Annotated in this window: 19 protein-coding genes; 10 read left to right on the forward strand and 9 right to left on the reverse strand. The window is 60.8% G+C overall.

Annotated features, from left to right (window positions below; all coding sequences use genetic code 11):
- Nucleotides 1–104: 104 nt before the first annotated feature.
- The 6 genes from GVL52_RS00115 (at nucleotide 105) to GVL52_RS00140 (ending at nucleotide 6,215) form a co-directional block, all read left to right on the forward strand.
- Entirely contained in the window at nucleotides 105–827 is a 723-nt protein-coding gene (locus GVL52_RS00115) for a FadR/GntR family transcriptional regulator (protein ID WP_160003232.1), read from the forward strand.
- Complete coding sequence (locus tag GVL52_RS00120; protein WP_160003233.1) at nucleotides 824–1,990, forward strand: PLP-dependent transferase; 1,167 nt, start codon at nucleotides 824–826, stop codon at nucleotides 1,988–1,990. The genes GVL52_RS00115 and GVL52_RS00120 overlap by 4 nt, the downstream gene beginning before the upstream one ends.
- Nucleotides 1,991–2,031: 41 nt before the next feature.
- Nucleotides 2,032–3,291, forward strand: coding sequence for a sugar ABC transporter substrate-binding protein (locus GVL52_RS00125; protein WP_160003234.1), 1,260 nt, complete (start codon nucleotides 2,032–2,034; stop codon nucleotides 3,289–3,291).
- A gap of 90 nt (nucleotides 3,292–3,381) precedes the next feature.
- Nucleotides 3,382–4,317 (forward strand): carbohydrate ABC transporter permease, encoded by a 936-nt coding sequence (locus GVL52_RS00130; protein ID WP_160003235.1) that lies wholly within the window; start codon nucleotides 3,382–3,384, stop codon nucleotides 4,315–4,317.
- 4 nt (nucleotides 4,318–4,321) lie between these two features.
- Complete coding sequence (locus tag GVL52_RS00135) at nucleotides 4,322–5,152, forward strand: carbohydrate ABC transporter permease (protein ID WP_160003236.1); 831 nt, start codon at nucleotides 4,322–4,324, stop codon at nucleotides 5,150–5,152.
- Nucleotides 5,153–5,156: 4 nt separating this feature from the next.
- Entirely contained in the window at nucleotides 5,157–6,215 is a 1,059-nt protein-coding gene (locus GVL52_RS00140) for an ABC transporter ATP-binding protein (protein ID WP_160003237.1), read from the forward strand.
- Between the two features lie 28 nt (nucleotides 6,216–6,243).
- On the opposite strand, the gene GVL52_RS00145 is transcribed toward GVL52_RS00140, so the two are convergent.
- The 3 genes from GVL52_RS00145 to GVL52_RS00155 all read right to left on the reverse strand — a co-directional run bounded on the left by GVL52_RS00145 (nucleotide 6,244) and on the right by GVL52_RS00155 (nucleotide 9,304).
- Nucleotides 6,244–7,002, reverse strand: coding sequence for a DUF4239 domain-containing protein (locus GVL52_RS00145; protein ID WP_160003238.1), 759 nt, complete (start codon nucleotides 7,000–7,002; stop codon nucleotides 6,244–6,246).
- A 39-nt stretch (nucleotides 7,003–7,041) separates the two neighbouring features.
- The gene (locus tag GVL52_RS00150; protein WP_160003952.1) at nucleotides 7,042–8,160 is read right to left on the reverse strand and encodes a calcium:proton antiporter; all 1,119 of its coding nucleotides are present in this window, start codon (nucleotides 8,158–8,160) and stop codon (nucleotides 7,042–7,044) included.
- Between the two features lie 214 nt (nucleotides 8,161–8,374).
- A complete protein-coding gene (locus tag GVL52_RS00155) occupies nucleotides 8,375–9,304 on the reverse strand; it encodes a LysR substrate-binding domain-containing protein (protein WP_160003239.1) in 930 nt (309 codons plus the stop codon).
- 180 nt (nucleotides 9,305–9,484) lie between these two features.
- Between GVL52_RS00155 and GVL52_RS00160 the strand changes: the two genes are divergently transcribed.
- From GVL52_RS00160 to fhuB, 3 genes are read left to right on the forward strand one after another with little or no spacing between them, the layout of a single operon-like run.
- Entirely contained in the window at nucleotides 9,485–11,614 is a 2,130-nt protein-coding gene (locus tag GVL52_RS00160; RefSeq protein WP_160003240.1) for a TonB-dependent siderophore receptor, read from the forward strand.
- A 21-nt stretch (nucleotides 11,615–11,635) separates the two neighbouring features.
- Nucleotides 11,636–12,538, forward strand: coding sequence for an iron-siderophore ABC transporter substrate-binding protein (locus GVL52_RS00165; protein WP_160003241.1), 903 nt, complete (start codon nucleotides 11,636–11,638; stop codon nucleotides 12,536–12,538).
- A 2-nt stretch (nucleotides 12,539–12,540) separates the two neighbouring features.
- The gene (gene fhuB, locus GVL52_RS00170; RefSeq protein WP_160003953.1) at nucleotides 12,541–14,502 is read left to right on the forward strand and encodes a Fe(3+)-hydroxamate ABC transporter permease FhuB; all 1,962 of its coding nucleotides are present in this window, start codon (nucleotides 12,541–12,543) and stop codon (nucleotides 14,500–14,502) included.
- A 6-nt stretch (nucleotides 14,503–14,508) separates the two neighbouring features.
- Here the strand turns inward: fhuB and GVL52_RS00175 are convergent, their stop codons facing one another.
- From GVL52_RS00175 to GVL52_RS00200, 6 genes are all read right to left on the reverse strand, one after another.
- Nucleotides 14,509–14,805, reverse strand: coding sequence for a hypothetical protein (locus tag GVL52_RS00175; protein ID WP_244619046.1), 297 nt, complete (start codon nucleotides 14,803–14,805; stop codon nucleotides 14,509–14,511).
- A 90-nt stretch (nucleotides 14,806–14,895) separates the two neighbouring features.
- On the reverse strand, nucleotides 14,896–15,804 hold the full coding sequence (locus tag GVL52_RS00180; RefSeq protein ID WP_160003242.1) for a hydroxyacid dehydrogenase: 909 nt from the start codon (nucleotides 15,802–15,804) through the stop codon (nucleotides 14,896–14,898).
- A 79-nt stretch (nucleotides 15,805–15,883) separates the two neighbouring features.
- The gene (gene pdxA / locus GVL52_RS00185; protein ID WP_160003243.1) at nucleotides 15,884–16,873 is read right to left on the reverse strand and encodes a 4-hydroxythreonine-4-phosphate dehydrogenase PdxA; all 990 of its coding nucleotides are present in this window, start codon (nucleotides 16,871–16,873) and stop codon (nucleotides 15,884–15,886) included.
- A gap of 31 nt (nucleotides 16,874–16,904) precedes the next feature.
- On the reverse strand, nucleotides 16,905–18,038 hold the full coding sequence (locus GVL52_RS00190; RefSeq protein ID WP_160003244.1) for an iron-containing alcohol dehydrogenase: 1,134 nt from the start codon (nucleotides 18,036–18,038) through the stop codon (nucleotides 16,905–16,907).
- A 347-nt stretch (nucleotides 18,039–18,385) separates the two neighbouring features.
- Entirely contained in the window at nucleotides 18,386–19,573 is a 1,188-nt protein-coding gene (locus GVL52_RS00195; RefSeq protein ID WP_160003245.1) for an exo-alpha-sialidase, read from the reverse strand.
- A gap of 11 nt (nucleotides 19,574–19,584) precedes the next feature.
- Nucleotides 19,585–20,490: a dihydrodipicolinate synthase family protein gene (locus tag GVL52_RS00200; RefSeq protein ID WP_160003246.1), complete on the reverse strand. Its 906-nt coding sequence runs from the start codon at nucleotides 20,488–20,490 to the stop codon at nucleotides 19,585–19,587.
- A 306-nt stretch (nucleotides 20,491–20,796) separates the two neighbouring features.
- On the opposite strand from GVL52_RS00200, the gene GVL52_RS00205 reads away from it, so the two are divergent.
- Nucleotides 20,797–22,446 (forward strand): ABC transporter substrate-binding protein, encoded by a 1,650-nt coding sequence (locus GVL52_RS00205; RefSeq protein ID WP_160003247.1) that lies wholly within the window; start codon nucleotides 20,797–20,799, stop codon nucleotides 22,444–22,446.
- Nucleotides 22,447–22,547 lie beyond the last annotated feature (101 nt).

Here is a 22,547-nt window from a genome sequence, read left to right on the forward strand (position 1 = left end):
CATGCTTCTCCTAACATAGCCCTTGACGTCTTCACGCATCTGAGAAATGCTAAGATGTCAGACCAATTTAAATGGTCGGCTGCCTATAAGAATATTGGGGAACCATGAAGGCACCACATCACGATAGGCCGGTTATCCGGCCGCTTCCGGCGATGGATCGCGCCCGTCAGGTAACCGACGCTCTGGCGGATTATGTCGAGGATGCGCGGCTGCAAGCGGGCGATCGGCTGCCGGCGGAGCGCGAGTTGATGGCCAATCTGCGGGTTGGGCGATCGACCATCCGCGAGGCGATCCGGCATTTTCAGGCGCTGGGCGTGATCGAGACGCGCAAGGGTAGCGGAACCTACCTGCTGAAGCCGGTTTCCAAGGCGACGATCCACATGCCGTTGTCGCTGAACGCCACGGATCTGCGCAATGCCTTGCTGCAGACGCTGGAAGTTCGCCGCGGCATCGAGTGCGAAGCGGGCATGGTGGCAGCGCGAAAGCGCACGGCCAGGGATCTGGTGCTGATCGAGGAGAAGCTGAACGAGATGGAACGGGTCCATCTCGAGAAGGGGACCTCGGGGCCGGAAGATCTGGCATTCCATCTTGCCATCTATGATGCCAGCCACAATCCGCTGTTCCGCCAGCTTCTTGAACAGATGCGCGAAACCTTCTGGCAGTTCTGGCAGCACCCGTTCGAACGGCAGGATTTTGCCCGCCGCTCCTTTCCCTTTCACCGCACTCTCTTCAACGCGATCGTTGCCCAGGACCCCGAGGCCGCGCGCGAAGAGACACTGAAAATCCTCGCAGTCGTCGAGGAAGACATCAAGGACATGTCCCAATGAGCAACGGTATCGACCCGTTCGAACGCGCTTCGCTGATCACCACGCACGATGAAGGCAACTACGCCGAAGCCGTGGTACCGCCGATTTTCCAGACGTCGCTGTTCACCTTCTCCGATTACGACGACATGATCGCTTCCTACCGCGGTGAAAAGGTCCGCCCGATCTACACGCGCGGCCTCAATCCGACGGTGCGGATGTTCGAGGAGATGCTTGCCAAGCTCGAGGGTGCTGAAGATGCGCTCGGCTTTGCCAGCGGCATGGCGGCGATTTCGTCCTCCGTCCTCTCATTTGTCGAGCCCGGCGATCGGATCGTTGCCGTCAACCACGTCTACCCCGACGCGTTCCGCCTGTTCGGCACCACGCTGAAGCGGATGAAGGTCGAGGTCACCTATGTCGATGGCCGCGACGAGGAGGCTGTCGCCAGGGGGCTGCCCGGCGCCAAGTTGTTCTACATGGAAAGCCCGACCAGTTGGGTGATGGAGGCGCATGACGTCGGTGCGCTCGCAAAGCTCGCCAGGCAGCACGGTGTTGTCTCGATGATCGACAACAGTTGGGCGAGCCCGGTGTTCCAGCAGCCGATCAGCCTCGGCGTCGATCTGGTCATCCATTCGGCCTCCAAATATCTCGGTGGCCACAGCGATGTTGTCGCAGGCGTCGTTGCCGGCTCGAAGGAAATGATCGCGCGGCTGAAGGCCGAGGCCTATCCCTATCTCGGCGGCAAGCTTTCACCGTTCGATGCCTGGTTGTTGATCCGGGGCATGCGCACACTGCCGATCCGCATGAAGGCGCATCAGGAGGCGGCGATGACCATCGCCAGGCGCCTGCAGGAGCTGGAGGTGGTCGAGACCGTCTGCCATCCGGGCCTCGCCAACCGGTTGCCTGCCGGTCTCAACGGCACATCCGGCCTGTTCTCATTCATATTCCGCGAGGGCGTCGATATCCGCGCCTTCGCCGATCATCTCAAGCTCTTCAAACTGGGAGTGAGCTGGGGTGGACACGAAAGCCTGATCGTACCAGGCGAGGTCGTGCTTCAGCAAAAGGCACAGCCCAATTCCGCGCATACCTTCGGGATCCATGCGCGGTCCGTACGCCTTCACGTTGGCCTCGAAGGAACCGAGGCGCTGTGGGGGGATATCGAGGAGGCGCTTGCCGTCGCTTCGTAAGGCCCAGAAATCGAGGAAAAACCTGGAAGGGGGAACTGAGCATGAAAAGACTGATAACCGCAACGCTACTCGCCACGATGATGGCCGGTACCGCCATGGCCGACACGACACTGAAGCTGGTCGAAGTCATCACCAGCCCTGAACGTACCGAGACGCTGAAGGCGATCGTCGGCAGGTTCGAGGCGGCCAATCCCGGTACCAAGGTCGACATCATCTCGCTGCCCTGGAACGAAGCGTTCCAGAAGTTCGCGACCATGGTCTCGGCCGGCGATACGCCTGACGTCATGGAAATGCCAGACACCTGGCTCTCGCTCTATGCCAATAACGGCATGCTGGAGAGCCTGGAGCCCTATCTTGCGAAGTGGGAATACACCAAGGGCCTGACGCCGCGGGCGCTGGAACTTGGCCGCGACATCAAGAACACCGCCTACATGCTGCCCTATGGCTTCTACCTGCGCGCGCTGTTCTACAACAAGAACCTCTTCAAGGAAGCCGGCGTTGCCGCGCCGCCGAAGACGATGGACGAGTTTGTCGCAGCCTCCGAAAAAGTCTCCAAGCTTCCCGGCAAGTCCGGCTATTGCCTGCGCGGCGGTCCCGGTGGCCTGAACGGCTGGGTGATGTTCGGCGCAACGATGGCCGGCTCCAACAAGTTCTTCAACGAGGACGGCACATCGACCATGAACAGCGAAGGCTGGGCAAAGGGTCTCGAATGGGTCGTCGATCTCTACAAGAAGGGCCTGGCACCGAAGGACAGCGTCAACTGGGGTTTCAACGAGACCGTTGCCGGCTTCTACTCTGGCACCTGCGCCATGCTGGATCAGGACCCGGACGCACTGATCGCGGTTGCCCAGCGTATGAAGCCCGAGGATTTCGGAGTCACCAAGATGCCGGTTGGTCCGAGCGGCAAGGGTTTCACGACCATCGGTTTCGCCGGCTGGTCGATGTTCACCACCAGCCAGAACAAGGACTTGTCCTGGAAGCTTATCGAAACGCTTGAATCGCCTGAGGGCAATATCGAGTGGAACAAGCGCACCGGTGCGCTGCCGGTGCACACGGCTGCCGAGAAAGATCCGTTCTACGCCAGCGAACAGTTCAAGGGCTGGTTCGACGAACTGGCGGACCCGAACATCGTTCCGACGGTGATGCCGACCTACCTTGAGGAATTTGCCTTCTTCAAGGATTCGCTCGCCATCAAGACGACGCAGCAGGCGCTTCTCGGCGATATCACGCCGAAGGAACTGGCTGACCAGTGGGCGGACTACCTGACCAAGGCGCAGCAGAAGTACCTCGCCAAGAAGTAACATCGATCACGCGGCGGCGGAGCGATCCGCCGCCTCTTGTCCCCAATGACGACAGCGCGCCCTCGCGCTGCGAGCGTGGAATTTTGACTGATGACCATGACCGCCGATACGCTCCACCGCCGCCGCGACCGAAGGTCGTGGTTGAAGCGCGTCGCCGATGCGTCCGAACCCTATCTCTATAGCGCACCATCGCTGATCCTGATCATTGCCGTGATGCTGGTGCCGCTGGCGATCGGCGTTTCCTATGCGTTCCGTGATATCCAGCTGCTCAATCCGTTTTCCGGCGGCTTCGTCGGTCTCGATCATTTCCGCGAACTCTCGCAGGATGCGGCCTTTTATGGCGCTCTGAAAAATACGCTTTGGTGGACCGGCGCATCTGTCGTGCTGCAGTTCATTTTCGGCCTGATCCTGGCACTACTGCTCGACAAGCCATTCTGGGGCAGGGGCATTGTTCAGGCGCTTGTCTTCCTGCCATGGGCAGTGCCGTCGTTTCTGGCTGGTCTCAACTGGGCCTGGCTGTTCAACCCGGTCATCGGCCCCATCCCGCACTGGCTCTACGCGCTCGGGCTGATGAACGAACCCTCCAACATTCTCTCTGACCCGCACTATGCCATGTGGGGACCGATCATCGCCAATGTCTGGTGGGGCATTCCGTTCTTCGCCATCACGCTTTTGGCAGCACTACAGGCGATCCCGCGCGATCTCTACGAGGCGGCCTCTATCGACGGCGCCACCTGGTTCCAGCGGTTCCGGTCGATCACGCTGCCCTTCCTGGCGCCGACGATCGCCATTACCGTTCTGCTACGGACCGTCTGGGTCTCGAATTTCGCCGACCTCATCGTCGTCATGACCGGTGGCGGACCGGCCGATCGCACCCAGATCGTCGCCAGCTATATCTTCACCCAGGCCTTCAAGCGTCTCGACTTCGGCTATGCCTCGGCGATCGCGCTGGTGCTGCTGGCGCTGCTGCTGGCCTATTCCATGCTGATCATCCTGCTGCGGCAGACCCTGCTGAACAAGGATTGAGGCCATGAGACGATCCATCCTGCCCACCATCGCGCATCGGCTGGCGATCCTCTGTTACATCGTCTTTGCGCTGTTTCCGTTGTTCTGGCTGCTCAAGGTGTCGGTGACGCCGAACGACCTGCTTTATTCCGAGGGCGTCAGGATGTGGCCATCGCGCACGACCTGGGAGCACTACACCTTCGTCATCCAGCACAGCGCATTTCCGACCTTCTTCAAGAACAGCCTGATCGTCGCCGGTTCGACGGCGTTCATCGTCACCATCTGCGCATCGCTGTCGGGCTACGCACTGTCGCGCTTCAACTTCCGCGCAAAATACTGGATCGTGGCGCTGATGCTGCTGACGCAGATGTTCCCGCTGGTCATGCTGGTGGCGCCGATCTTCAAGATCCTGACACCGCTGCATCTGACCAACAGCCTGACGGGCCTTGTCGTCGTCTACACCGCCTTCAACGTGCCGTTCGCGACCTTCCTGATGCAATCCTTCTTCGACGGTATTCCGAAGGATCTGGAAGAGGCGGCGATGATCGATGGCGCCACGCAGTTCACCGCCTTCCGGCAGATCATCCTGCCACTGACGCTGCCTGGCATTGCCGCAACGCTCGGCTTCGTCTTCACCGCCGCGTGGAGCGAGTTGCTGTTCGCGCTGATGCTGATCAACGGCAATGACGCAGCGACCTTCCCGGTCGGGTTGCTCACCTTCGTCGGCAAGTTCTCGGTCGATTTCGGTCAGATGATGGCTGCGGGCGTGCTTGCGCTCATCCCGGCCGGTCTCTTCTTCCTTCTCATCCAGCGCTATCTCGTCCAGGGCCTGACGGCCGGCGCGGTCAAGGGTTAATCACATGGCATCGATCGATATCCAGAACGTCAAGAAATCCTATGGCCACGTGCAGGTCCTGCAGAATGTCGAGCTGAAGATCGAAGACGGCGAATTCGTCGTGCTCGTCGGCCCGTCGGGCTGCGGCAAGTCGACACTGCTGAGGATGATTGCCGGCCTCGAGGAGGTCACCTCGGGCGAGATCCGTATCGCGGGAAACCGCGTCAACGAGTTGCATCCGAAGGACCGCGACATCGCCATGGTGTTCCAGTCCTACGCGCTCTATCCGCATATGAACGTCGCCGGCAACATGAGCTACAGCCTGAAGCTCCGGAAGACGGCCAAGGAGAAGATCGCCAGCGTCGTCGGCGCCGCAGCCTCCAAGCTCGGTCTCGATCCGCTGATGGAACGCCGCCCGAAGGCGTTGTCCGGTGGTCAGCGCCAGCGTGTCGCGATGGGCCGCGCCATCGTGCGCCAACCGAAGGCGTTCCTGTTCGACGAGCCGCTGTCGAACCTCGATGCCCGCCTGCGCGAACAGATGCGGGCCGAGATCAAGAAACTGCATGGCGACCTGAAGGCGACTTCGATCTACGTGACGCACGACCAGATCGAGGCAATGACGCTGGCGGACCGGATCGTTGCCATGCATGGCGGGGTTGTCCAGCAGGTGGGCAGCCCACTCGAGCTCTACGACCGCCCCGCCAACCTCTTCGTCGCCGGCTTCATCGGCTCGCCGGGCATGAATTTCCTTGAGGCGGTCTATGAAAACGGCACGGCAAAGCTGAAGGACGGCACTGTCGTCACGCTCTCCAAGTCGCTGGCATTGGCCGATGGCGACAAGATCACGCTCGGCATCCGGCCCGAGCACGTGGTCATGACCTCCGACGAGACCGGCATAAAGGCCACTGTCGAACTGATAGAGCCGACCGGCTTCGGCATCATCCTGCATCTTTCGCTGCATGGCCTGCCATTCAAGATATTCACGCTGGACCGTGAGGCACTGACCGCCGGACCCGAGGTGGGCGTCAGCTTCCCGGCGCAACATCTGCATATGTTCAACGCAGGGGGAGACCGGGCAGCCTGATCGACTCAATGGCGGGCGGTAGCCCGGCTCAGCGCCCCATCTTCGACAATGCCACACGCAAGGGCTCGTCGGACACGGAGATCAGCCCGCTATAGGGATGCGCCATGTCGTTGACGATGAAGACCGCGCCGCCGACCGACACGGCGCAGACGATGATGATTGACATCACCGTTGCATTCTGCGGCGACAAAAGGCCGAAGGTCAGGAAGATCAGCGTCAGCCAGAAAGCCAGGACGACCAGAAAGGCCGTCGGCAGACCTTCGTTGCTGCTCTCGAACACCAGCCAGTGCGCTTCGGCGATCGCACCGCTGATATCGAGTGCCCGTGCCTTCAGCAGCCTTTGCACATCGTCCTGCGTCACGAGCGCTCTAACCAGCCGCTGAACGGGCTCAACACCGATGTCGTCTCGTAAACTCTGCTGCGCGCTCGCGCCGTTGGCAATGGTCCAGCTATCCTCGATGCGGGCCTCGACGAGGCTGGTTAGCCTGGTGCGGGCCGTTGCCGTCTCGGGGCCATATTGTGCGAGGACGCGATCGAGCAGGACGAGGCGGGCGGCGGATGTCTTCAGTTCGGTCTCAGCATCGTCAAACGTCGTCTTCGCCGACGCCACCAGAAAGCCAAGGGCAAGCGCCGATAGCGTGCCGACGACCGCTGTCGCGAGCCGTATCGCTTCCTTCGATTCCGTCGAGAGATGATGTTGGGGCAGCAGCCTGCTGATCCATGCGCCGGCCAGTGCGGCGCCGGCCAGGAGCAATGCGATAATAGCGCCGGTCTGCAATGCCATCATTTTGAACCCTCGGCTGTCGTTGCTGTGATCGGCCCGATCTCAGGTCTCGAAGATAAGCAGAAAATAGGCGACGAACAGAACGAGATGCACGGCGCCCTGCATCAGATGCGTTCGGCCGCTCGAAAAGGTGATCATACTCAGCGCGAGCGTCAGCACCAGCATCACCGGATTGCTGTTCTCAAGGCCGAGAATGACCGGATTGCCAGTGACATGGCTGATGACAAGCATGGCGGGCACGGTCAGGCCGATCGTCGAGAGGACCGAACCGAGAAAGATGTTGACCGACCGTTGCAGATGGTTCGCGACCGAGGCCCGCACGGCGCTGATGGCCTCGGGCGTTGCCACAAGGATCGCCATCACCACGCCGCCAAGCGCTGCCGGTGCGCGCAGCGTCTCGATGAAATAGTCGATAGGCGGCGCCAGTTGTTCGACCAGAAAGACCACCAGTCCCATATAGACGCCGAGCAGAACGATCGGCACCCAAAGCGGGCCCTGATGCTCGGCTTTATGGACCGACGACCCCATCTCTTCCGTTTCGTCGATGAAAAACCCTTTGTGACGCCCCGTCTGCAGCAACAGAAAGACGCTGTAGAGCCCAACCGAGATGAACGCCAGAACCGTCTGCTGGACCGTGGAGTAGGCTGGTCCGTGGGCGCCGTGGGTGAAATTCGGCATGATCATGCTCAGCGTCGCCAACGGCACGATCACCCCGAGATAGGCGTTGGCGCCCTGCAGATTGTGCTTCTGCTCATGCCGCCGCCAGGCGCCGACGAGCAGTGACAGACCGACCATCCCATTCAGAATGATCATCACCACCGCAAACAGAGTATCGCGCACCAGCGTCGGATTGTTCTCACCGTGCTGCATCACGGCCGTGATCGCCACGACCTCGATCGAGGTGATCGCGAGTGTCAGGATGAGTGTTCCGTAGGGCTCTCCCAGCCGCTCGGCCAGATGATCGGCATGGCGGACAACCGACAATGCCGAGCCGAGAACCGCCAGAAACAGCCACAGGAAGATCACGGTCAGCCAGAAGGGATTGGCGAGCAGCCCGAACAGGGCTTGACCATAGCTGAGGAACGCCAGGCTTGTCAGCGCGCTGATCCCAATGAACCACTCCCGGCGCGCCAAACGCCAGAGGTTCGGGCGGTGCAGCATTCCCGCATCTGCTGTCACGTTGCAACTCCCCCGCAGTCACCGGAGGCAACGCTATCGAAAAAGCGGCCCGCGATCCAATGCCCGGCTTGTCCAGCCGTTTCGTGCCCGATGAAAGCACGGCCTTCAGCCGGTCTCAAGGCCAAATCATCAGGCAGTCCAGTTGTGCAATTGCAACGACTTATGCAGATGTGCGAACCGGGCGATGGAGATCCGGCTAAACGCTTCGTTTATTGTGTGCGATGAACGCCCGAACTGCGGGAGACGCTTCCGTCTTGCGATAGGCGACCACGAGGTCGGACGTCACCTGAGAATGGGGCAGCGGAACAAACCGGATGCCTGGCAGCTGGACGCACTCCAGCGATTTCGGCACAATCGCGACGCCGGCCCCGATCGCCACCATGCTGGCGATACCCGTGACATCGAAGGAGGCAGAGTTGATCGTCGGCTCGAAGCCCGCTTCCTTGCAGGCTGCGTGGGTTGTGCCGTGAAAGCCGACATCCCTTGGCTGCTGGGGCGTGAGAAAGGTCTCTTGGGATAGCGTAGCCAGATCGGCGGCTCCCCGCTCCAGGGTCAGTGCATGGCCGTCAGGAACCATCGCAACGATTGGTTCCCGCTGGATGACATGCGTAGCGAGGCCATCGGGGATGGGTGCCGGACCACGGATGAAGGCGAAGTCGAGCAGGCCCTCGATGATGCGTGCTAGCTGCTTGCGAAGTTCCATCTCGATCAGCTGGATTTCGACACCCGGATGCTCGCGTTTGTAGGTCTTGACTGATTGGACCACCGCGCCGGAATAGGCCGCCGACGCGACGTAGCCGATCGATACATGGCCGGTTTCACCACGGCTGACCCGGTTGACGGCCACGATCGCGCTTGCAGCCTGCGCCAGTATCTTGGTTGCCTCGTCATAGAGGACCTGACCTGACTGCGTGAGTTTCACCGATCGGCGCGTTCGGTCCAGAAGCGTGGTACCGATGATGTCCTCAAGGCTCATAATTTGCTGGCTGAGCCCGGGTTGGGCAATACCGAGCCGCAAGGCAGCACGTTCGAAGTTTCGCTCTTCGACCAGGGCCACGAAATATCTCAGATGCCGCAGTTCGAATGAGGGCGCGCGCGCCGGTTTGCGGGTGTCAGGGTCGATCATCTCATCCCGGAGTTTGGATTAGAATAATTATAGACTATCATTTCTCGATTTTATCATAATCACAACCTATGAAAATATCCTCTGTCATTTATTGGATGAAGTGAGATAAGATGAATAAAACAGTCCAGTTTTCGGATGGCAACTGGATTGGGCGGCAGAGTGACAAGACACTTCGAATTTATGAAAGCGTTGGCAGCAACGGCGATGGTTGGCGTAACAATCTCTGCTCCAGGCAATGCATCTGCGCAGGACGCCGATAGCGCGACGGCGCTGGCGCCGATCACCGTTCAGGCCAAGCAAAGCGAAGACCCAAAGGCGCCTGTCAAAGGCTTCGTCGCCAAGACCAGCTCGACCGCGACCAAGACCGGTACGCCGCTTCTCGAAACGCAGCAATCGATCTCCGTCATCACCAACGATCAGATGCGCGCGCAGGACGCCGAAACCGTCGGCCAGGCTGTCGAATATACGGCCGGCGTTTCGGGTACGCCTTATGGCTCGGACCCCCGCTTCGATTCGCCAAGAATTCGCGGTTTCGATGGTCGTCAGGCGCAGTTTCTCAACGGTCTGCGGATGATGCGCACGGCAGGCGCGCCGCCGGTCGATCCCTATCAGCTTGAGCGCATCGAAGTCCTGCGCGGACCGGCATCGGTCATGTACGGCCAGGGAAATCCCGGCGGGTTGATCAATCTGGTCAGCAAGCGTCCGGTGTTCGAGCGCTTCGGCGAAGTCGGCTTACAGATTGGCAGCTATGATACCTACGGCTCGTTCTTCGACGTTGGCGGCCCGGTGACCGATGGGTCCGATTTCGCCTATCGCGTGACAGGTCTTGTGCGCGCCGCCGGTGCACAGACAGACAACATCGACAATGACCGATATTTCATCGCACCTGCTCTGACGTGGCAGCCTGACGAAGATACCAGGCTGACGATCCTGACAAGCGTTCAACACGACAATCCAAGCACACCCTCGAGCTTGCCGGCACAGCTGACGCTGAATGCGAAGGGCAACCGTCTGTCGCGGGATTTCTTCGTTGGCGACAAGAGCTTCGACGATTCCGACCGCACCTTGACGAACATCGGCTACGAGTTCGAGCATCGCTTGAACGACGTCTGGACCTTCCGCCAGAATGTTCGCTACACCAATCTCGACTGGAATTATCAGGCGCTCGGCATGTCCACCGCCGGCCTGGCGGCCGACGGACGGACGATCAACCGCAATGCGACGTTCCAGGACGAACAGCTGAACAGCGTCAACATCGACAACAATCTCCTCGCCGAATTCGACACGGGTGACGTCGAGCACAAGCTGTTGCTGGGCCTGGATTACCGCTACTTCGCCAATGATGTCAGCACGCAGTTCTGGCGTGCAACACCGCTCGATGCCTTCAATCCGGTTTATGGCGGCCCCATCACGCTATTGGCGAAGACGACGGACAGCCATGTCGATTCCGATCTGCAGCAGCTCGGGATTTATATCCAGGACGAGATGGCCTACAACAACTGGCGCGCCACATTCGGCCTGCGGCAGGATTGGGCCAGCACCAGCGGCACCTCCCTCAACGGATTGACCAACGTCACGAGGCCACTGAGCAAGGACGATCAGAAGCTCACCGGCCGTGCTGGACTGGGCTACGTCTTCGACAACGGCGTTGCGCCTTATATCAGCTATGCCACCTCCTTCGAGCCCGTTCCTGTACCGACAAGCGGCCAGCTGCTGGACCCCACCACCGGAAAACAGGTGGAAGTAGGCATCAAGTATCAGCCGGAAGGCTGGAACGGCTTCTTCTCGGCTGCGGTGTTCGACCTTCGCCAGAACAATGTATCGAACACCGTGGCGCTGCCGGGTGGCGGAACCACGATTGCGCAGATCGGTGAGGTCCACGTCAAAGGCATCGAGCTGGAAGGTGTGACCAGCCTGGCGGATGGGCTGGACCTGCACGCGGCCTACACGTACATGGATACGGAAATTCTGGGGCGAACGGACAACGGAAAACGTCTGGACAATGTCCCGGCGAATGCGGCAAGCCTCTGGTTGGATTATACTTTCCAGGAGGGGACTGCACTCGATGGGTTTGGTATTGGCGGTGGCGTCAGGTATGTGGGACAGCGTTATGGCGATACTGCCAACACATTCGATCTTGCCGGCGTCGCTCTTCTCGACGCGGCCATCCGCTACAAGAAAGACGGCGTCACGGCGTCCCTCAATCTCAAGAATATCGCGGACAAGAACTATGTCTCAAGCTGCTCTTCGTTCGGCTGCACATATGGCGACGGTCGCACATTGATGGCCAGATTGAGTTTCGCCTGGTAGGCGGCAGATTAAAGTGGGCGAATGATCGTAGAGAAATCCAAAACATCACCTTTGATCGGGCGGCGGCAGGCTCTTGGCCTGCTTGCTGCCTTTGCCGTTGCATGGGATGTGAAGGCTGCCGAACCGCGTCGGATTGCGGCCATCGACTGGGCGATGCTCGAGACCTTGATGGCGCTCGGCGTCACACCGATCGCGGCCACCGAGCTCATCCAGTTTCGGAGCGGTGCCGTCGAACCCGAAATTCCGCAATCCGTTGTCGATCTCGGCTTGCGCGGTTCGCCGAATTTCGAGTTGCTGCATCTCCTGAGGCCGGAGCTGATCCTGATTTCGCCATTCTACGTCAGGCATCGGCCAGCGCTGGAGGCGATCGCCCCAGTGTTCTCATTGCCCTTCTACATCCAGGGTGAGCCGCCTTACGCCAAGGCGCTTGCTGCGGTATCCGACTTGGGAACGCTGCTCGGCCGTGCCGATGAAGCAACCAAGGTGCTGGCTGAACAAGCGGCAATGCTGGAGCGGTTTCGCCAGCAAGTCAGCCCGTTCTCGGCGCGGCCGACCTACATCATCAACGTCGGCGACAGCCGGCACTTCCGCGCCTTCGGCGCTGACAGCATGTTCGGTGACATCATGCAGCGGCTGGGCTTGCCGAACGCCTGGACAGATCGATCACGCTTCACCTTTGCAGCACCGGTCCCCATGGAAAATCTCGCTGCCAATCCTGACGCGCGCATCGTCATCGTCTCCGATATTCCGGTGGAGGCGCGCAGCAGCCTGCGGGACAGCATGATCTGGAAATCGCTGAAGCCGGTGCAGCAGGGCCGGGTCGTCAACATCGGTAACGTCAACCCTTATGGCGGCATCACCGCCGGCCTTCGCTTTGCCCGGCTTTTGAGCGAAGCGCTGACCAAGGGTGGAGAAACGCTTTGACGATGCGCACAGCCTGGATCTCCTTCTTCGCCGTCACCGTGCTTGCGATATTGCTTTTCCTGCAGCAGGCAATCTCATTCCTGCCCTTGAACGCCTGGCCATCGCTGCCGCTGGCGCCTGAAAACATGAGCACCGCGCAGATCATCCTCGCCTATGGTGCATTTCCAAGGGCTGCCGTGGCGATCCTTGCCGGCGCCGCTCTGGGGCTGGCGGGAGCCCTGCTGCAGCGACTGCTGAGAAACCCGATCGCCGATCCTTCGACGCTCGGTGTCTCGGCCGGCGCGCAGCTCGCTATCGTCGCGGCAACGCTGTTCTACCCGGCGATCCTCGACGGTTACCGCGCGCTTGTGGCACTCGCGGGCGCTGCGGGGGCAACGGCTCTGGTGTTCCTGCTTGGTTGGCGACGCAGTTTCGATCCGGTGACGATGGTGGTCTCTGGCCTTCTGGTCGGCATCACCTGCGGAGCCTTGTCGGCAGCGATGACGCTTTCACAAGGCGAGTATCTGATGTCGCTGGTGACCTGGAACGGTGGCTCGCTCAGCCAGCAGGACTGGTCGATCGCAAAGATGCTCGCGCTGGAACTGATCGCCGGCATGATCGCCGCCATCTTGCTGATGCGTCCGCTGGCCTTGTTCGGGCTCGGAGACAGCGGCGCGAGATCGCTCGGTGTCGGCCTTGTCGGCGTCCGCATCGCAGTCGCCGTCATCGCTGTCGGCCTTGCGGCCGGTGTGGCGGCAAGCGTCGGGCTCGTCAGCTTTGTCGGCCTCGCAGGGCCAGCGCTGGTGCGCGGCCTCGGTGTTCGCAAACCGCACGCCATGCTGCTCGCGTCTCCGGTGGCCGGTGGATTGCTGCTCTGGCTCTGCGACGGGCTGGTGCAGTTCCTGGGTTCGACGACGAGCGAGACATTTCCGACAGGGGCGATGACCGCCCTGATCGGCGGCCCGTTGCTGCTCTGGCTGCTGCCGAAGGTCAAGCCGGTGGAACTGCGCGCGCAACGCACCCATGCAGCCGAGGCGAGGGCGCCGGGAGCAAGGCTCGTTCTGCTTTTCGCGCTCCTGCCGGTCGTTGCCCTGGCGGTTCTCTTCCTGGCGCGAACGCCTGCCGGATTTACCCTCCTTTCGATGCAGGACTTCTCTGATCTGCTGCCGATGCGCTGGCCACGATTGCTGGCGTCCGCGGCGGCGGGCAGCCTGCTCGCCATATCCGGAACGATCCTTCAGCGCCTGACCGGAAATCCGCTGGCGAGCCCGGAGGTTCTCGGCGTCAGCGGCGGTGCCGGTGTTGGCTTTGCTGCGGCGATCACCATCTTCCCGGCGGCCGGCGTTGCCGAACTGTTTGCCGGTGCCGGGATCGGCTCCATGGTGGTGATGATCATCGTCGTCGCTTTCGCCAGCCAGCGACACCTGTCACCGGAACGGCTATTGCTGGCCGGGATAGCCGTCAGCTCGCTGACCTCGGCGATCCTGTCGGCGCTGCTGGCAATTGGCGATCAGCGCTCGTGGCAGATCCTGTCGTGGCTCGGCGGCTCGTCACACACCGCGACGCCGGCGTCATCGGTCGTGCTTGCCGTCTTGGCTGTGATGGGCACGGGCGTGGTGCTTTTGTTCACGCGCTGGCTCACTGTCTTGCCATTGGGCCAGGCGGTGCCCGTTGCGCTCGGCGTGCCGGTACGCACGGCGCGCATCTCCATGATCCTCGTGGCCGGTTTGGCCACCGGTGCGGCGTCGCTGCTGGTTGGGCCCTTGAGTTTCGTCGGGCTGATGGGGCCGCATATTGCACACCGGGCAGGCTTTGTCCGGCCGGCCCACCAACTGTTGGCATCAGCGGCTTTGGGCGCGCTGCTGATGGTTATCGCCGATTTTGGCGCACGCACCGCAACCTTTCCCTATGAGCTTCCGCTCGGCCTGTTTGCCGCCCTGGCGGGCGCGCCCTATCTGGTCTGGCTGATCGCGCGCCGGCGCTGAGCATCTTTACAGCGCGCTCGGTATGGGAACGCCGAGGCGTTCGGCATGGTCGCGCAGCGGTTCGATGATGCCGGGAAAGAGGCGGAGGCCATCGGCAAGTGCCGCACGCTTGTGTGCCAATCCGCTTTCGCCCGGCAGGCGAACGCGCTCGACGCCGGGGCGCGGCGGATTGTCGTGGCAGGTGTCGGCGAGCCACCCCGTCTGGCGTAGGAAATCATCGCGCCCGCCGGCGGCGGCAAACAGGTTTTTGGCAAAGCGGCGCAGCGTATCGGGCGCGTAGCGGATGTCGGCGGTTTCGCTCATCAGTTTCTCCGTGAGTTTAGGACCGGGAAGTGCTCACCGCGCCAAAAGGCGCGGCTCGAGCGTCTTTCCATCAAGGACATCAAGGACGTTCTATGCCGCCATCACCGACATCGCCCGCTTGGCATCGAGTGTGACGCCGGCGACGTGGGGTGTGACCAGTGTATTGGGGAGCTGGAACAGCGGGTTGTCGATGCCAGGCGGTTCGCACGCGAAACTGTCGAGCCCGGCGCCGCCCAGGCGACCTTCCTCCAGCGCCTGAGCGAGCGCCACCTCATCCACCACTTCGCCACGCGCCGTGTTGATCAGAAATGCGCCGGGCTTCATCAGCCGGATTCGACGCGCATCAATCAGCTTGGTGGTATCAGGTGTCAGCGGACCGTGGAGGCTGACAATATCGGAGCCTGCAAGAAGCGCGTCCAGATCGGTTTCGCGTCGCACCGCTGATGTGAATGCGCCGTCTGCGGCATGCGGATCAAACGCTGTGACCACCAAGCCGATCGCATCGGCCATCTTCGCCAGCGCCTGGCCGACAAAGCCGAAACCGACGATACCGAGGCGTTGGCCGCGCAGTTCACGTCCCTGATACTGGCTCTTGTCCCATATGCCGTCCCGGATCAGGGCATCCTGTCGCGGCAGATCCTTGGCCAGTGCCATGATCATGGCCAGCGCATGTTCGGCAACCGAATGCCCATTGCTGCCCGTGGTCATCGATACGGATATGTCGAGCTCGGTTGCTGCCTTGACGTCGATGTCATTGGTGCAGACGCCGTGCTTGGCGATATGCCGGAGTTTACCGCCAGCCTTCATCTCCTCGGAGCCCAGCGTCTCAGTCACAAGCCGCAGGATCACGGCGTCCGGCTTGTGGGCTTTCATGATGTCGATGATGGCTTGCCGGTCGAGATAAGGCGCTGTGGTCATAACCGTAACGCCGGCCGCGACCAGAAGAGACAGCCCTTCGGGCGCCAGTTCTCCTCCGAGAACGATAACAGTCTTGTCCATTGCTCGTCTCCTCCCGAGAGAATGGAAAGCCAGCGGCGCGAAGGCGCGCCGTTGGCCATTCAGATCGTTTTCGAACTACTCAGGCCACCTGACGGCGGGGCGAGCGTGCCATCAATCTGGCATAGGCAATCGCCGAGAGCATGTTGACGTGGTTGGCCTTGCCGGTCCCGGCGATGTCGAAGGCTGTGCCGTGGTCGACCGAGACGCGATCGATCGGCAGGCCGAGCGAGACGTTGACGGCTGTCTCGAAGGCCACGAGCTTGATCGGGATGTGACCCTGATCGTGATACTGCGCGATGATCAGGTCGAACGCGCCGTTATAGGCGCGGGCAAATACCGTATCCGCCGAAATAGGACCGACGACGTCGATGCCCTTGGCCTGCGCCAGTTCGACGGCGGGTGCCAGGAATTCCATGTCTTCGGTTCCGAACAGGCCATTTTCGCCGCAATGCGGGTTGAGACCTGCAACGGCGATACGCGCCTTCTTGCCGAGCCGCATGAAATGATTGTGACCGGCCTCGATGGTCGCCAGCACGCGCTCGGTCCTGGCGCGCTCGATAGCGCCCTTCAGCGAGATATGGGTGGAGACGTGAATGGTGTTCAGCCGTTCCGAGGCGAGGAGCATGAACGAGCTTTTCGAGCCCGTCAGATGCGCCAGGAGCCCGGTGTGACCATCGAAATGGTGGCCGGCAAGGTTCATCGCTTCCTTGTTGATCGGCGCGGTGACGATGACGTCGGCTTCACCGGACATGGCGAGATCGACGGCGCGGGTGATGTAGCGCACTGACGCATCGCCGGCGACCGGGCTCACCTTGCCGATCTCGGGCAAGGGTGCCCCGAGATCCACTTCATCGACGGCGATCGTGTCGGCACCGGACGATCCTGCAAGCGCAAATTTCAGGCCGGTCTCGGCAGAGCGATTGGCGCGTTCAAGTGCTTCGGTATTGCCGACGATCACGAAATCGCGGCGCTCCACTTCCGGCATAGCAGCCAGCGCCTTGACGATCACTTCAGAGCCGACGCCCGCCGGATCACCAAGCGTCACCGCGACTTTCGCATTCCTGTCCATCAGTCAGATTCCCTTTTTGGATCGCACGCGCCTAGAAGGCGGCCTGGTATATCGAGCGTATATCGGCGCGCGACAGATCGCGCGGATTGTTGTCGAGCAGGCGACGGATGGCAAAGGCATCGTCGGCCATCGCATCCAGATCGCTATCCGGCACGCCGAGCGCTGACAGCTTCATCTCGATGCCGAGATCGGCACAGAAGGAATAGGCCGCCTCGAATACCGATTTGACATCTTCCGATGCCTTGCGATCGAGCGCATCCATCACCGCGCGGGTCTTTTCCGGAACCGATGGCGTGTTGAAAGCCAGAACATGCGGGAAGATCAGCGCGTTGGCCGCGCCATGGGCGACATGCCAGCGGGTACCAAGGGGATAGGCGAGCGCGTGTCCGCCTGCGGTGTTGACCGGGCCGAGACAAAAGCCGCCGTAAAGCGAGGCCAGAGAAAGGCCTGCGCGCGCCTCGGCATCCGCGCCATCCTTGACCGCACGGGCCAGATACTTGCCGACAAGACGCGTTCCCTCGATCGCGTAGAGGTCGACCATCGGATGCGCCTTGCGATTGGTGAAAGCCTCGACGCAATGCGCCATGGCATCGACGCCGGTGGCGGCTGTGGTGCGCGCAGGCACGGTGAATGTCAGCGCCGGGTCGATGACGGCAATGTCGGCCAGCATGTGAATGCTCTCGACGGCAAGCTTTGCCATCGTCTTCGGATCGGTCACCAGGGCGCGAATGCCGGCTTCACTGCCTGTTCCGGCCGTCGTCGGCACCTGTGCCAGTGCCACGCGGCGCGGGCCATGAACCTTGTTCGGACCGACGACCTCGTGCAACGTCTGCTGCGAGCCGGCCAGCACCGCGGCAAGCTTGGCAAGATCCATGGCGCTGCCTCCGCCGAAGCCCACCACCAGTTGGGCGTCCGCGGCATTGGCGGCGGCAAGAACCTTGTCGAGGTTGGCGGTGTCGGGCTCGGGTGTCACGTCCGCAAAGACGGTGACATCGCCCTTGAGCGCTAGCGAATCGACCCGCGTTGCATTGAAGGCATCGGAAATCACCAGAATTCTGGCGTAACCTTTGTCGTCCGCCCACTTGCCGAGACGCTCCGCCGTACCGACGCCGAATTCGATCACGGACGGCCGGATCATTGTGATAGGCGAATCCAAGCTGACCACTGGACCACTCCTCCCTGCGGTGTTGCGGCGCTTAGAAGCGTCGCCAAGATGTAAATTTGTTATATCAGCTTACTCCGTTTGGCAAGCCTTGCCGGCGGATTTGACATGAAAATCGACGAAAACGTCAGATGTCACTTGGAATACGCTTCCGATCAATGCGTAATAGCGCATTGATAATACGATGTTTTACCCGACGAAGACACGCAAGATCGAGCAGCATGGCCGTATCCGCAGTGAACACGCGAGCTTGTCAATTCTCTGGCTAAGAATTGTAAATCTGACGCGAAATGCTCAGTGGCTCGACGCGTCAGATGGATTGAAATTCACAACCGATAGCCCGTCGCGCGTCAAGCAATCGCCTGCGGTGACAGCCGTACGTATTTGATCGCCCGGCGATAATAGGTGTAGGCGACATGCACCACGCCGTCCGGTCCCTGCGTGATGGAGGGGTAGGAAAACTCGCGGTTGACCGCGTCTTTCGAGTTGTTGCTCAGGCAGTATCCGTCGCCCGTGTCGAGGTCGATGTGGCGCGGAAAGCTTGCGCCGTTATCTGTCGAGAAGGCGATGCTGAGCGGCGCGCGCGGCACGCCCCAGATGGCTTTGCGCCGATCGCTTGGCTGCGCAGGCGCGGCCGGCGTCTGTCCGTCCCCCTCGATCTCGTCATAGAGCGAAAGCCGTCTCGCATCCGACATCGATGCGTTTGAATGATTGTAAACCACTGCAATCACGCCATCTTTCAACCTAACGGCCTGTATCGACGAGTTGTTGTTTGGAAGATCGATCGGCTGCGGCGCACTCCATTGCTTGCCACCATCTCGGGATCGGCTGGACAATATGGATTCGGCAAAACGATTGCGGTAGAAGGCGACAAGGTCGTTGCCATCCAGCTGCACGATGTTCATGTGGACAGCGCCAAGGCTGTCCGGAACCTCGGTCATGGTCCAGTTCTTGCCCTCGTCGGGCGATACGAGCACCGCTGCCGTATCCGCGTCGCCCGTCCAGCGCTCACCGGGCAATCCAACGCAGCGAAACGCCGGCAATAGCCATGTGCCGCTGCTGTTGACGATGATAGGCTGGCGGACAAATGTGCCGGGTATGTCGCAGAGCAGGCGCGCATCGCCGAATGACTTGCCGCCATCCGCCGAGATCCGACATTTAACAACCGCACCATCCTGATTGCCTGATGTCTGTGACGTATAGAGCAGCCAGACATTCCCATCCGGGGCATTGAATATTAACGGGTTTTGCTCGGATTTCGCCGGATCGTCAGTCATTCTCTCCGGCTGAGACCATCGCGCCGCGCCAGGTGCCAGCCGCGACATGTAAATCGATATGTCGCCCATGCCTTCCATCGTGCCGCCGAACCAGACGCAGGTCAGCGTCCCATCGGGCAGAAAGGCGAGATTGGCGGCGTGGTTCTGGATGCAGGGCGAGGGGAGATAGGCATCGCTACGACCGGTTACGGTGGGGTTGGCGATCACGTCGCCGGTCATCAGTGCTGGAACAGCCTCCGGCTGCAAGCCTGTAAAGGTCATGATCGCACTCCTTACGGTAGCTTGGCGTAGGCTTCGGAGAGGCCCGCATAATCGGCATCGCTGATCGGCATCAATGGTGCGCGGGTGCGCGTCCAGGCGGCGTTGCCGGTCTTCAGCCCGACCATGGCCTTGATCGTCGGGATCTGAACGTAAGAGTTGGAAAGCGTGCGATAGGCGTTGATACGTGCCTGGGCTTGATCAACGGCGGCGGTCTGTTCGGCGTTGTGGACCTTGTCGTACACCGTGCGCAGCGAACCCGCCACGAGATTGGACGTCGCGGTGATGCAACCGGCGCCACCGGCCTTCAGCAGCGGCAGCAGCAGCGGATCGGCGCCAGCCAGAACCGAGAAACCAGGATAGGCAGCGATAATCGCCTGCATGTTGTTGAAATCGCCTGCAGATTCCTTGATGCCGACCACGGTGTCGGGGAAGGCTTCGATCAGTCGGCCGATCAATGGCACGGATAGCGGAATGCCGGAGACCTGCGGGATATGGTAGAGAATGACCTGAAGCCTGTTGTCGCCGACGCCTTCCAGAATTTGCGAATAGGCGGCAAGCAGCCCGTCGTCGGAGACGCCCTTGTAATAGAATGGCGGAAGCATGACGACCTTGGTCACGCCGAGCGAAATCGCGTGCCTGGTCAGTTCCACGGTCTCGGCAATGGCCACGACGCCGGTGCCCGGGAGCAGCTTGTCAGCCGGGACGCCTGCCTTCAATGCGGCTTCGAGAATTGTCCGTCGCTCGCTCGATGAGAAGGAGTTTGCCTCACCCGTTGTGCCAAGCAGGGCAACGCCATGACAGCCTTCCGCCAGCAGCCGTTGGCAATGCTCGGTGAAAAGTCCGATATCCGGACTTCCGTCGGCATTGAGCGGGGTGGCGGCGGCGCTGAATACGCCAGTGATCTTGTGGTTGTTCATGTCGTCCTCCTCGGATGAACGCCGCAGATATGGCGGCAGAGACCGAAAAATCGGCCTTCAAGATGGGTTTTTCTTCATCCTCTGATGTCATGTTGTCAATATAAAAATATAGAGTTGCTCTGAGCGAAATTTTCAAGTCATTGAAATTAATCGGTAAATTATTTTGTCGTTCGCTTGTCGGCGACTGCACATTAATTTCTATTGACATATTTACATGAACGAGCGAGTGTTTCCGCCATGTCATGACGCACTTTCGGGAAAGAGTGGAAAGTGGAGACGTCATTGATTTTGCCATGGGAGGGCAACATGACTGATCGGAATGAAGGGAAGACTGCGTCGAGTGCGCAGATGTCGCGCCGCGACGCGCTGAAGCTTGGCCTTGCGGCCGGCGTTGGCCTGACCGTGTTCGGGCTGAATGCCAAGATCGTCATGGCTGATGACGGCCAGGTGCTGAAGGTTGCCAATCCGGCCTTCAACCAGGATTGGTCGCCGCTGCGCGGTGGCGGCGTTCCCTTCCGCTGGAATTCCATCTGGTGGGCTTCGCCGATGTACTTCGACAGCGAAGGCAAGATCCAGCCTTATGTCTTCACGAGCTGGGAATCGCCGGACAACAAGGTCTGGACCTTCAAGATCGACCCCAAGGCCGTGTTTTCCGATGGCAGCAAGATCACCGCAGCCGACGTCAAGGGATCCTGGGAAGTCGCTTCCATGCCCAACACCAAGAGCCAGCGTGCCGACCAGGTGCTGAGCAAGGTGCAGGGCTACAAGGAAATCGGCGCCGGCTCCGGCAATGAGCTGACAGGTGTCGCCACGCCTGACGAGGGCACCGTGGTGGTGACGCTGACCGAAGCCGATCCGATCTTCTTCATGCGTCTTGCCAACCATATCGCCCCCATCACCAAGGCGTCGCAGTCTCGCGGCAGCGATGGCGAGGAAGTGGCAGACTGGTACAAGCCTGACAGCAGCGCTGCCTATTCCGGCCCGTTCAAGCTTACCAGCCTCGATATCGATGCCGGCAAGCTGGTATTCGAGCCGAACGAGAATTTCTTTGGTCCAAAGCCGAAGCTGGCACGCATCGAAATCACCTCGATCGAAGACAACGTCACCGCGACGTCGCTGATCAAATCGGGTGAATTCAACGCCCATACCGAGCTGGTGACATCGACCATCATCCAGGATCTCGGCCCGGAATTTTCCGCCGGTCCGCTGATCCCGACCAGCCAGCACTTCTGGCTCAACATCAAGCGTGCGCCGATGGACGATCCGAAGGTGCGTCAGGCCCTGATCATGGCGATCGATCGCGATGGATTGTTCAAGGCATCCTACCCTGATGGTCCGCACAAGAAGGCCGACCAGATTCTGAACTCGGTACCGGGCGCCGACGATTCCGGCTTCGAGCCCTATCCGTTCGATCCGGCCGCTGCCAAGAAGCTGCTTGCCGAATCGAGCTATGGTGGGCCTGAGCGCCTGCCGAAGATCCTCTTCGTCGGCATCTCCGGCCCGGCCATTCAGGCGGCTGCTCAGTTCATCGCCGAGCAGTGGCGCCAGAACCTTGGCATCACCGCAGTCGATATGAAGCCGCAGCAGGACGCCTACGCAGGTCCGGACCAGAATGCGGTGCAGATCTTCCGCGACGACGTGGGTACCCGCGTTCCCGATGCCGTCTCCTACCTGGCAGGCTCTATCGCCTCCACCTCGTCGAACGCGCAGAACAAGCTCGGCGGATACAAGAACGACAAGGTCGATGCGGCATTAGCCGAAGCCGCCACCAAGGCCGCTGACGATCCTGCCCGCATCAAGCTTGCACAGGATGCACAGAAGGCATTCCGTGACGATTGGGCCTTCATTCCATGGTATTCTCAGGCGATGTCGCGCTGGGCCACCAAGGAGGTCAAGGGCATGGAGAAGAACCTCGACTGGCAGGTCGTGGCACCTTGGGACATCTCGATCGGCTGAGCCGGCGACGTTCTGACAAGATAGCCCTCGGGCATCCGGCAACCGCGCGAAGACCGCAAGGCCTTCGCGCAAGTTTCAAGAAGAGAAGGCATGCTCCGTGG

The sequence above is a fragment of the Rhizobium sp. 18055 genome, from assembly GCF_902706285.1.
GTDB lineage: Bacteria > Pseudomonadota > Alphaproteobacteria > Rhizobiales > Rhizobiaceae > Rhizobium.

Bases quoted from the DNA above. Each gene is read 5' to 3' on its own strand.
- GVL52_RS00180 (WP_160003242.1), bottom strand. From the start codon at position 15,804: ATGGACAAGACTGTTATCGTTCTCGGAGGAGAACTGGCGCCCGAAGGG.
- pdxA (WP_160003243.1), bottom strand. From the start codon at position 16,873: ATGGACAGGAATGCGAAAGTCGCGGTGACGCTTGGTGATCCGGCGGGC.
- GVL52_RS00160 (WP_160003240.1), top strand. From the start codon at position 9,485: ATGAAAGCGTTGGCAGCAACGGCGATGGTTGGCGTAACAATCTCTGCT.
- GVL52_RS00175 (WP_244619046.1), bottom strand. From the start codon at position 14,805: ATGAGCGAAACCGCCGACATCCGCTACGCGCCCGATACGCTGCGCCGC.
- GVL52_RS00125 (WP_160003234.1), top strand. From the start codon at position 2,032: ATGAAAAGACTGATAACCGCAACGCTACTCGCCACGATGATGGCCGGT.
- GVL52_RS00140 (WP_160003237.1), top strand. From the start codon at position 5,157: ATGGCATCGATCGATATCCAGAACGTCAAGAAATCCTATGGCCACGTG.
- GVL52_RS00200 (WP_160003246.1), bottom strand. From the start codon at position 20,490: ATGAACAACCACAAGATCACTGGCGTATTCAGCGCCGCCGCCACCCCG.
- GVL52_RS00120 (WP_160003233.1), top strand. From the start codon at position 824: ATGAGCAACGGTATCGACCCGTTCGAACGCGCTTCGCTGATCACCACG.
- GVL52_RS00195 (WP_160003245.1), bottom strand. From the start codon at position 19,573: ATGACCTTTACAGGCTTGCAGCCGGAGGCTGTTCCAGCACTGATGACC.
- GVL52_RS00150 (WP_160003952.1), bottom strand. From the start codon at position 8,160: ATGCTGCACCGCCCGAACCTCTGGCGTTTGGCGCGCCGGGAGTGGTTC.
- GVL52_RS00165 (WP_160003241.1), top strand. From the start codon at position 11,636: ATGATCGTAGAGAAATCCAAAACATCACCTTTGATCGGGCGGCGGCAG.
- GVL52_RS00145 (WP_160003238.1), bottom strand. From the start codon at position 7,002: ATGATGGCATTGCAGACCGGCGCTATTATCGCATTGCTCCTGGCCGGC.
- GVL52_RS00130 (WP_160003235.1), top strand. From the start codon at position 3,382: ATGACCATGACCGCCGATACGCTCCACCGCCGCCGCGACCGAAGGTCG.
- GVL52_RS00115 (WP_160003232.1), top strand. From the start codon at position 105: ATGAAGGCACCACATCACGATAGGCCGGTTATCCGGCCGCTTCCGGCG.
- GVL52_RS00135 (WP_160003236.1), top strand. From the start codon at position 4,322: ATGAGACGATCCATCCTGCCCACCATCGCGCATCGGCTGGCGATCCTC.
- GVL52_RS00155 (WP_160003239.1), bottom strand. From the start codon at position 9,304: ATGATCGACCCTGACACCCGCAAACCGGCGCGCGCGCCCTCATTCGAA.
- fhuB (WP_160003953.1), top strand. From the start codon at position 12,541: ATGCGCACAGCCTGGATCTCCTTCTTCGCCGTCACCGTGCTTGCGATA.
- GVL52_RS00205 (WP_160003247.1), top strand. From the start codon at position 20,797: ATGACTGATCGGAATGAAGGGAAGACTGCGTCGAGTGCGCAGATGTCG.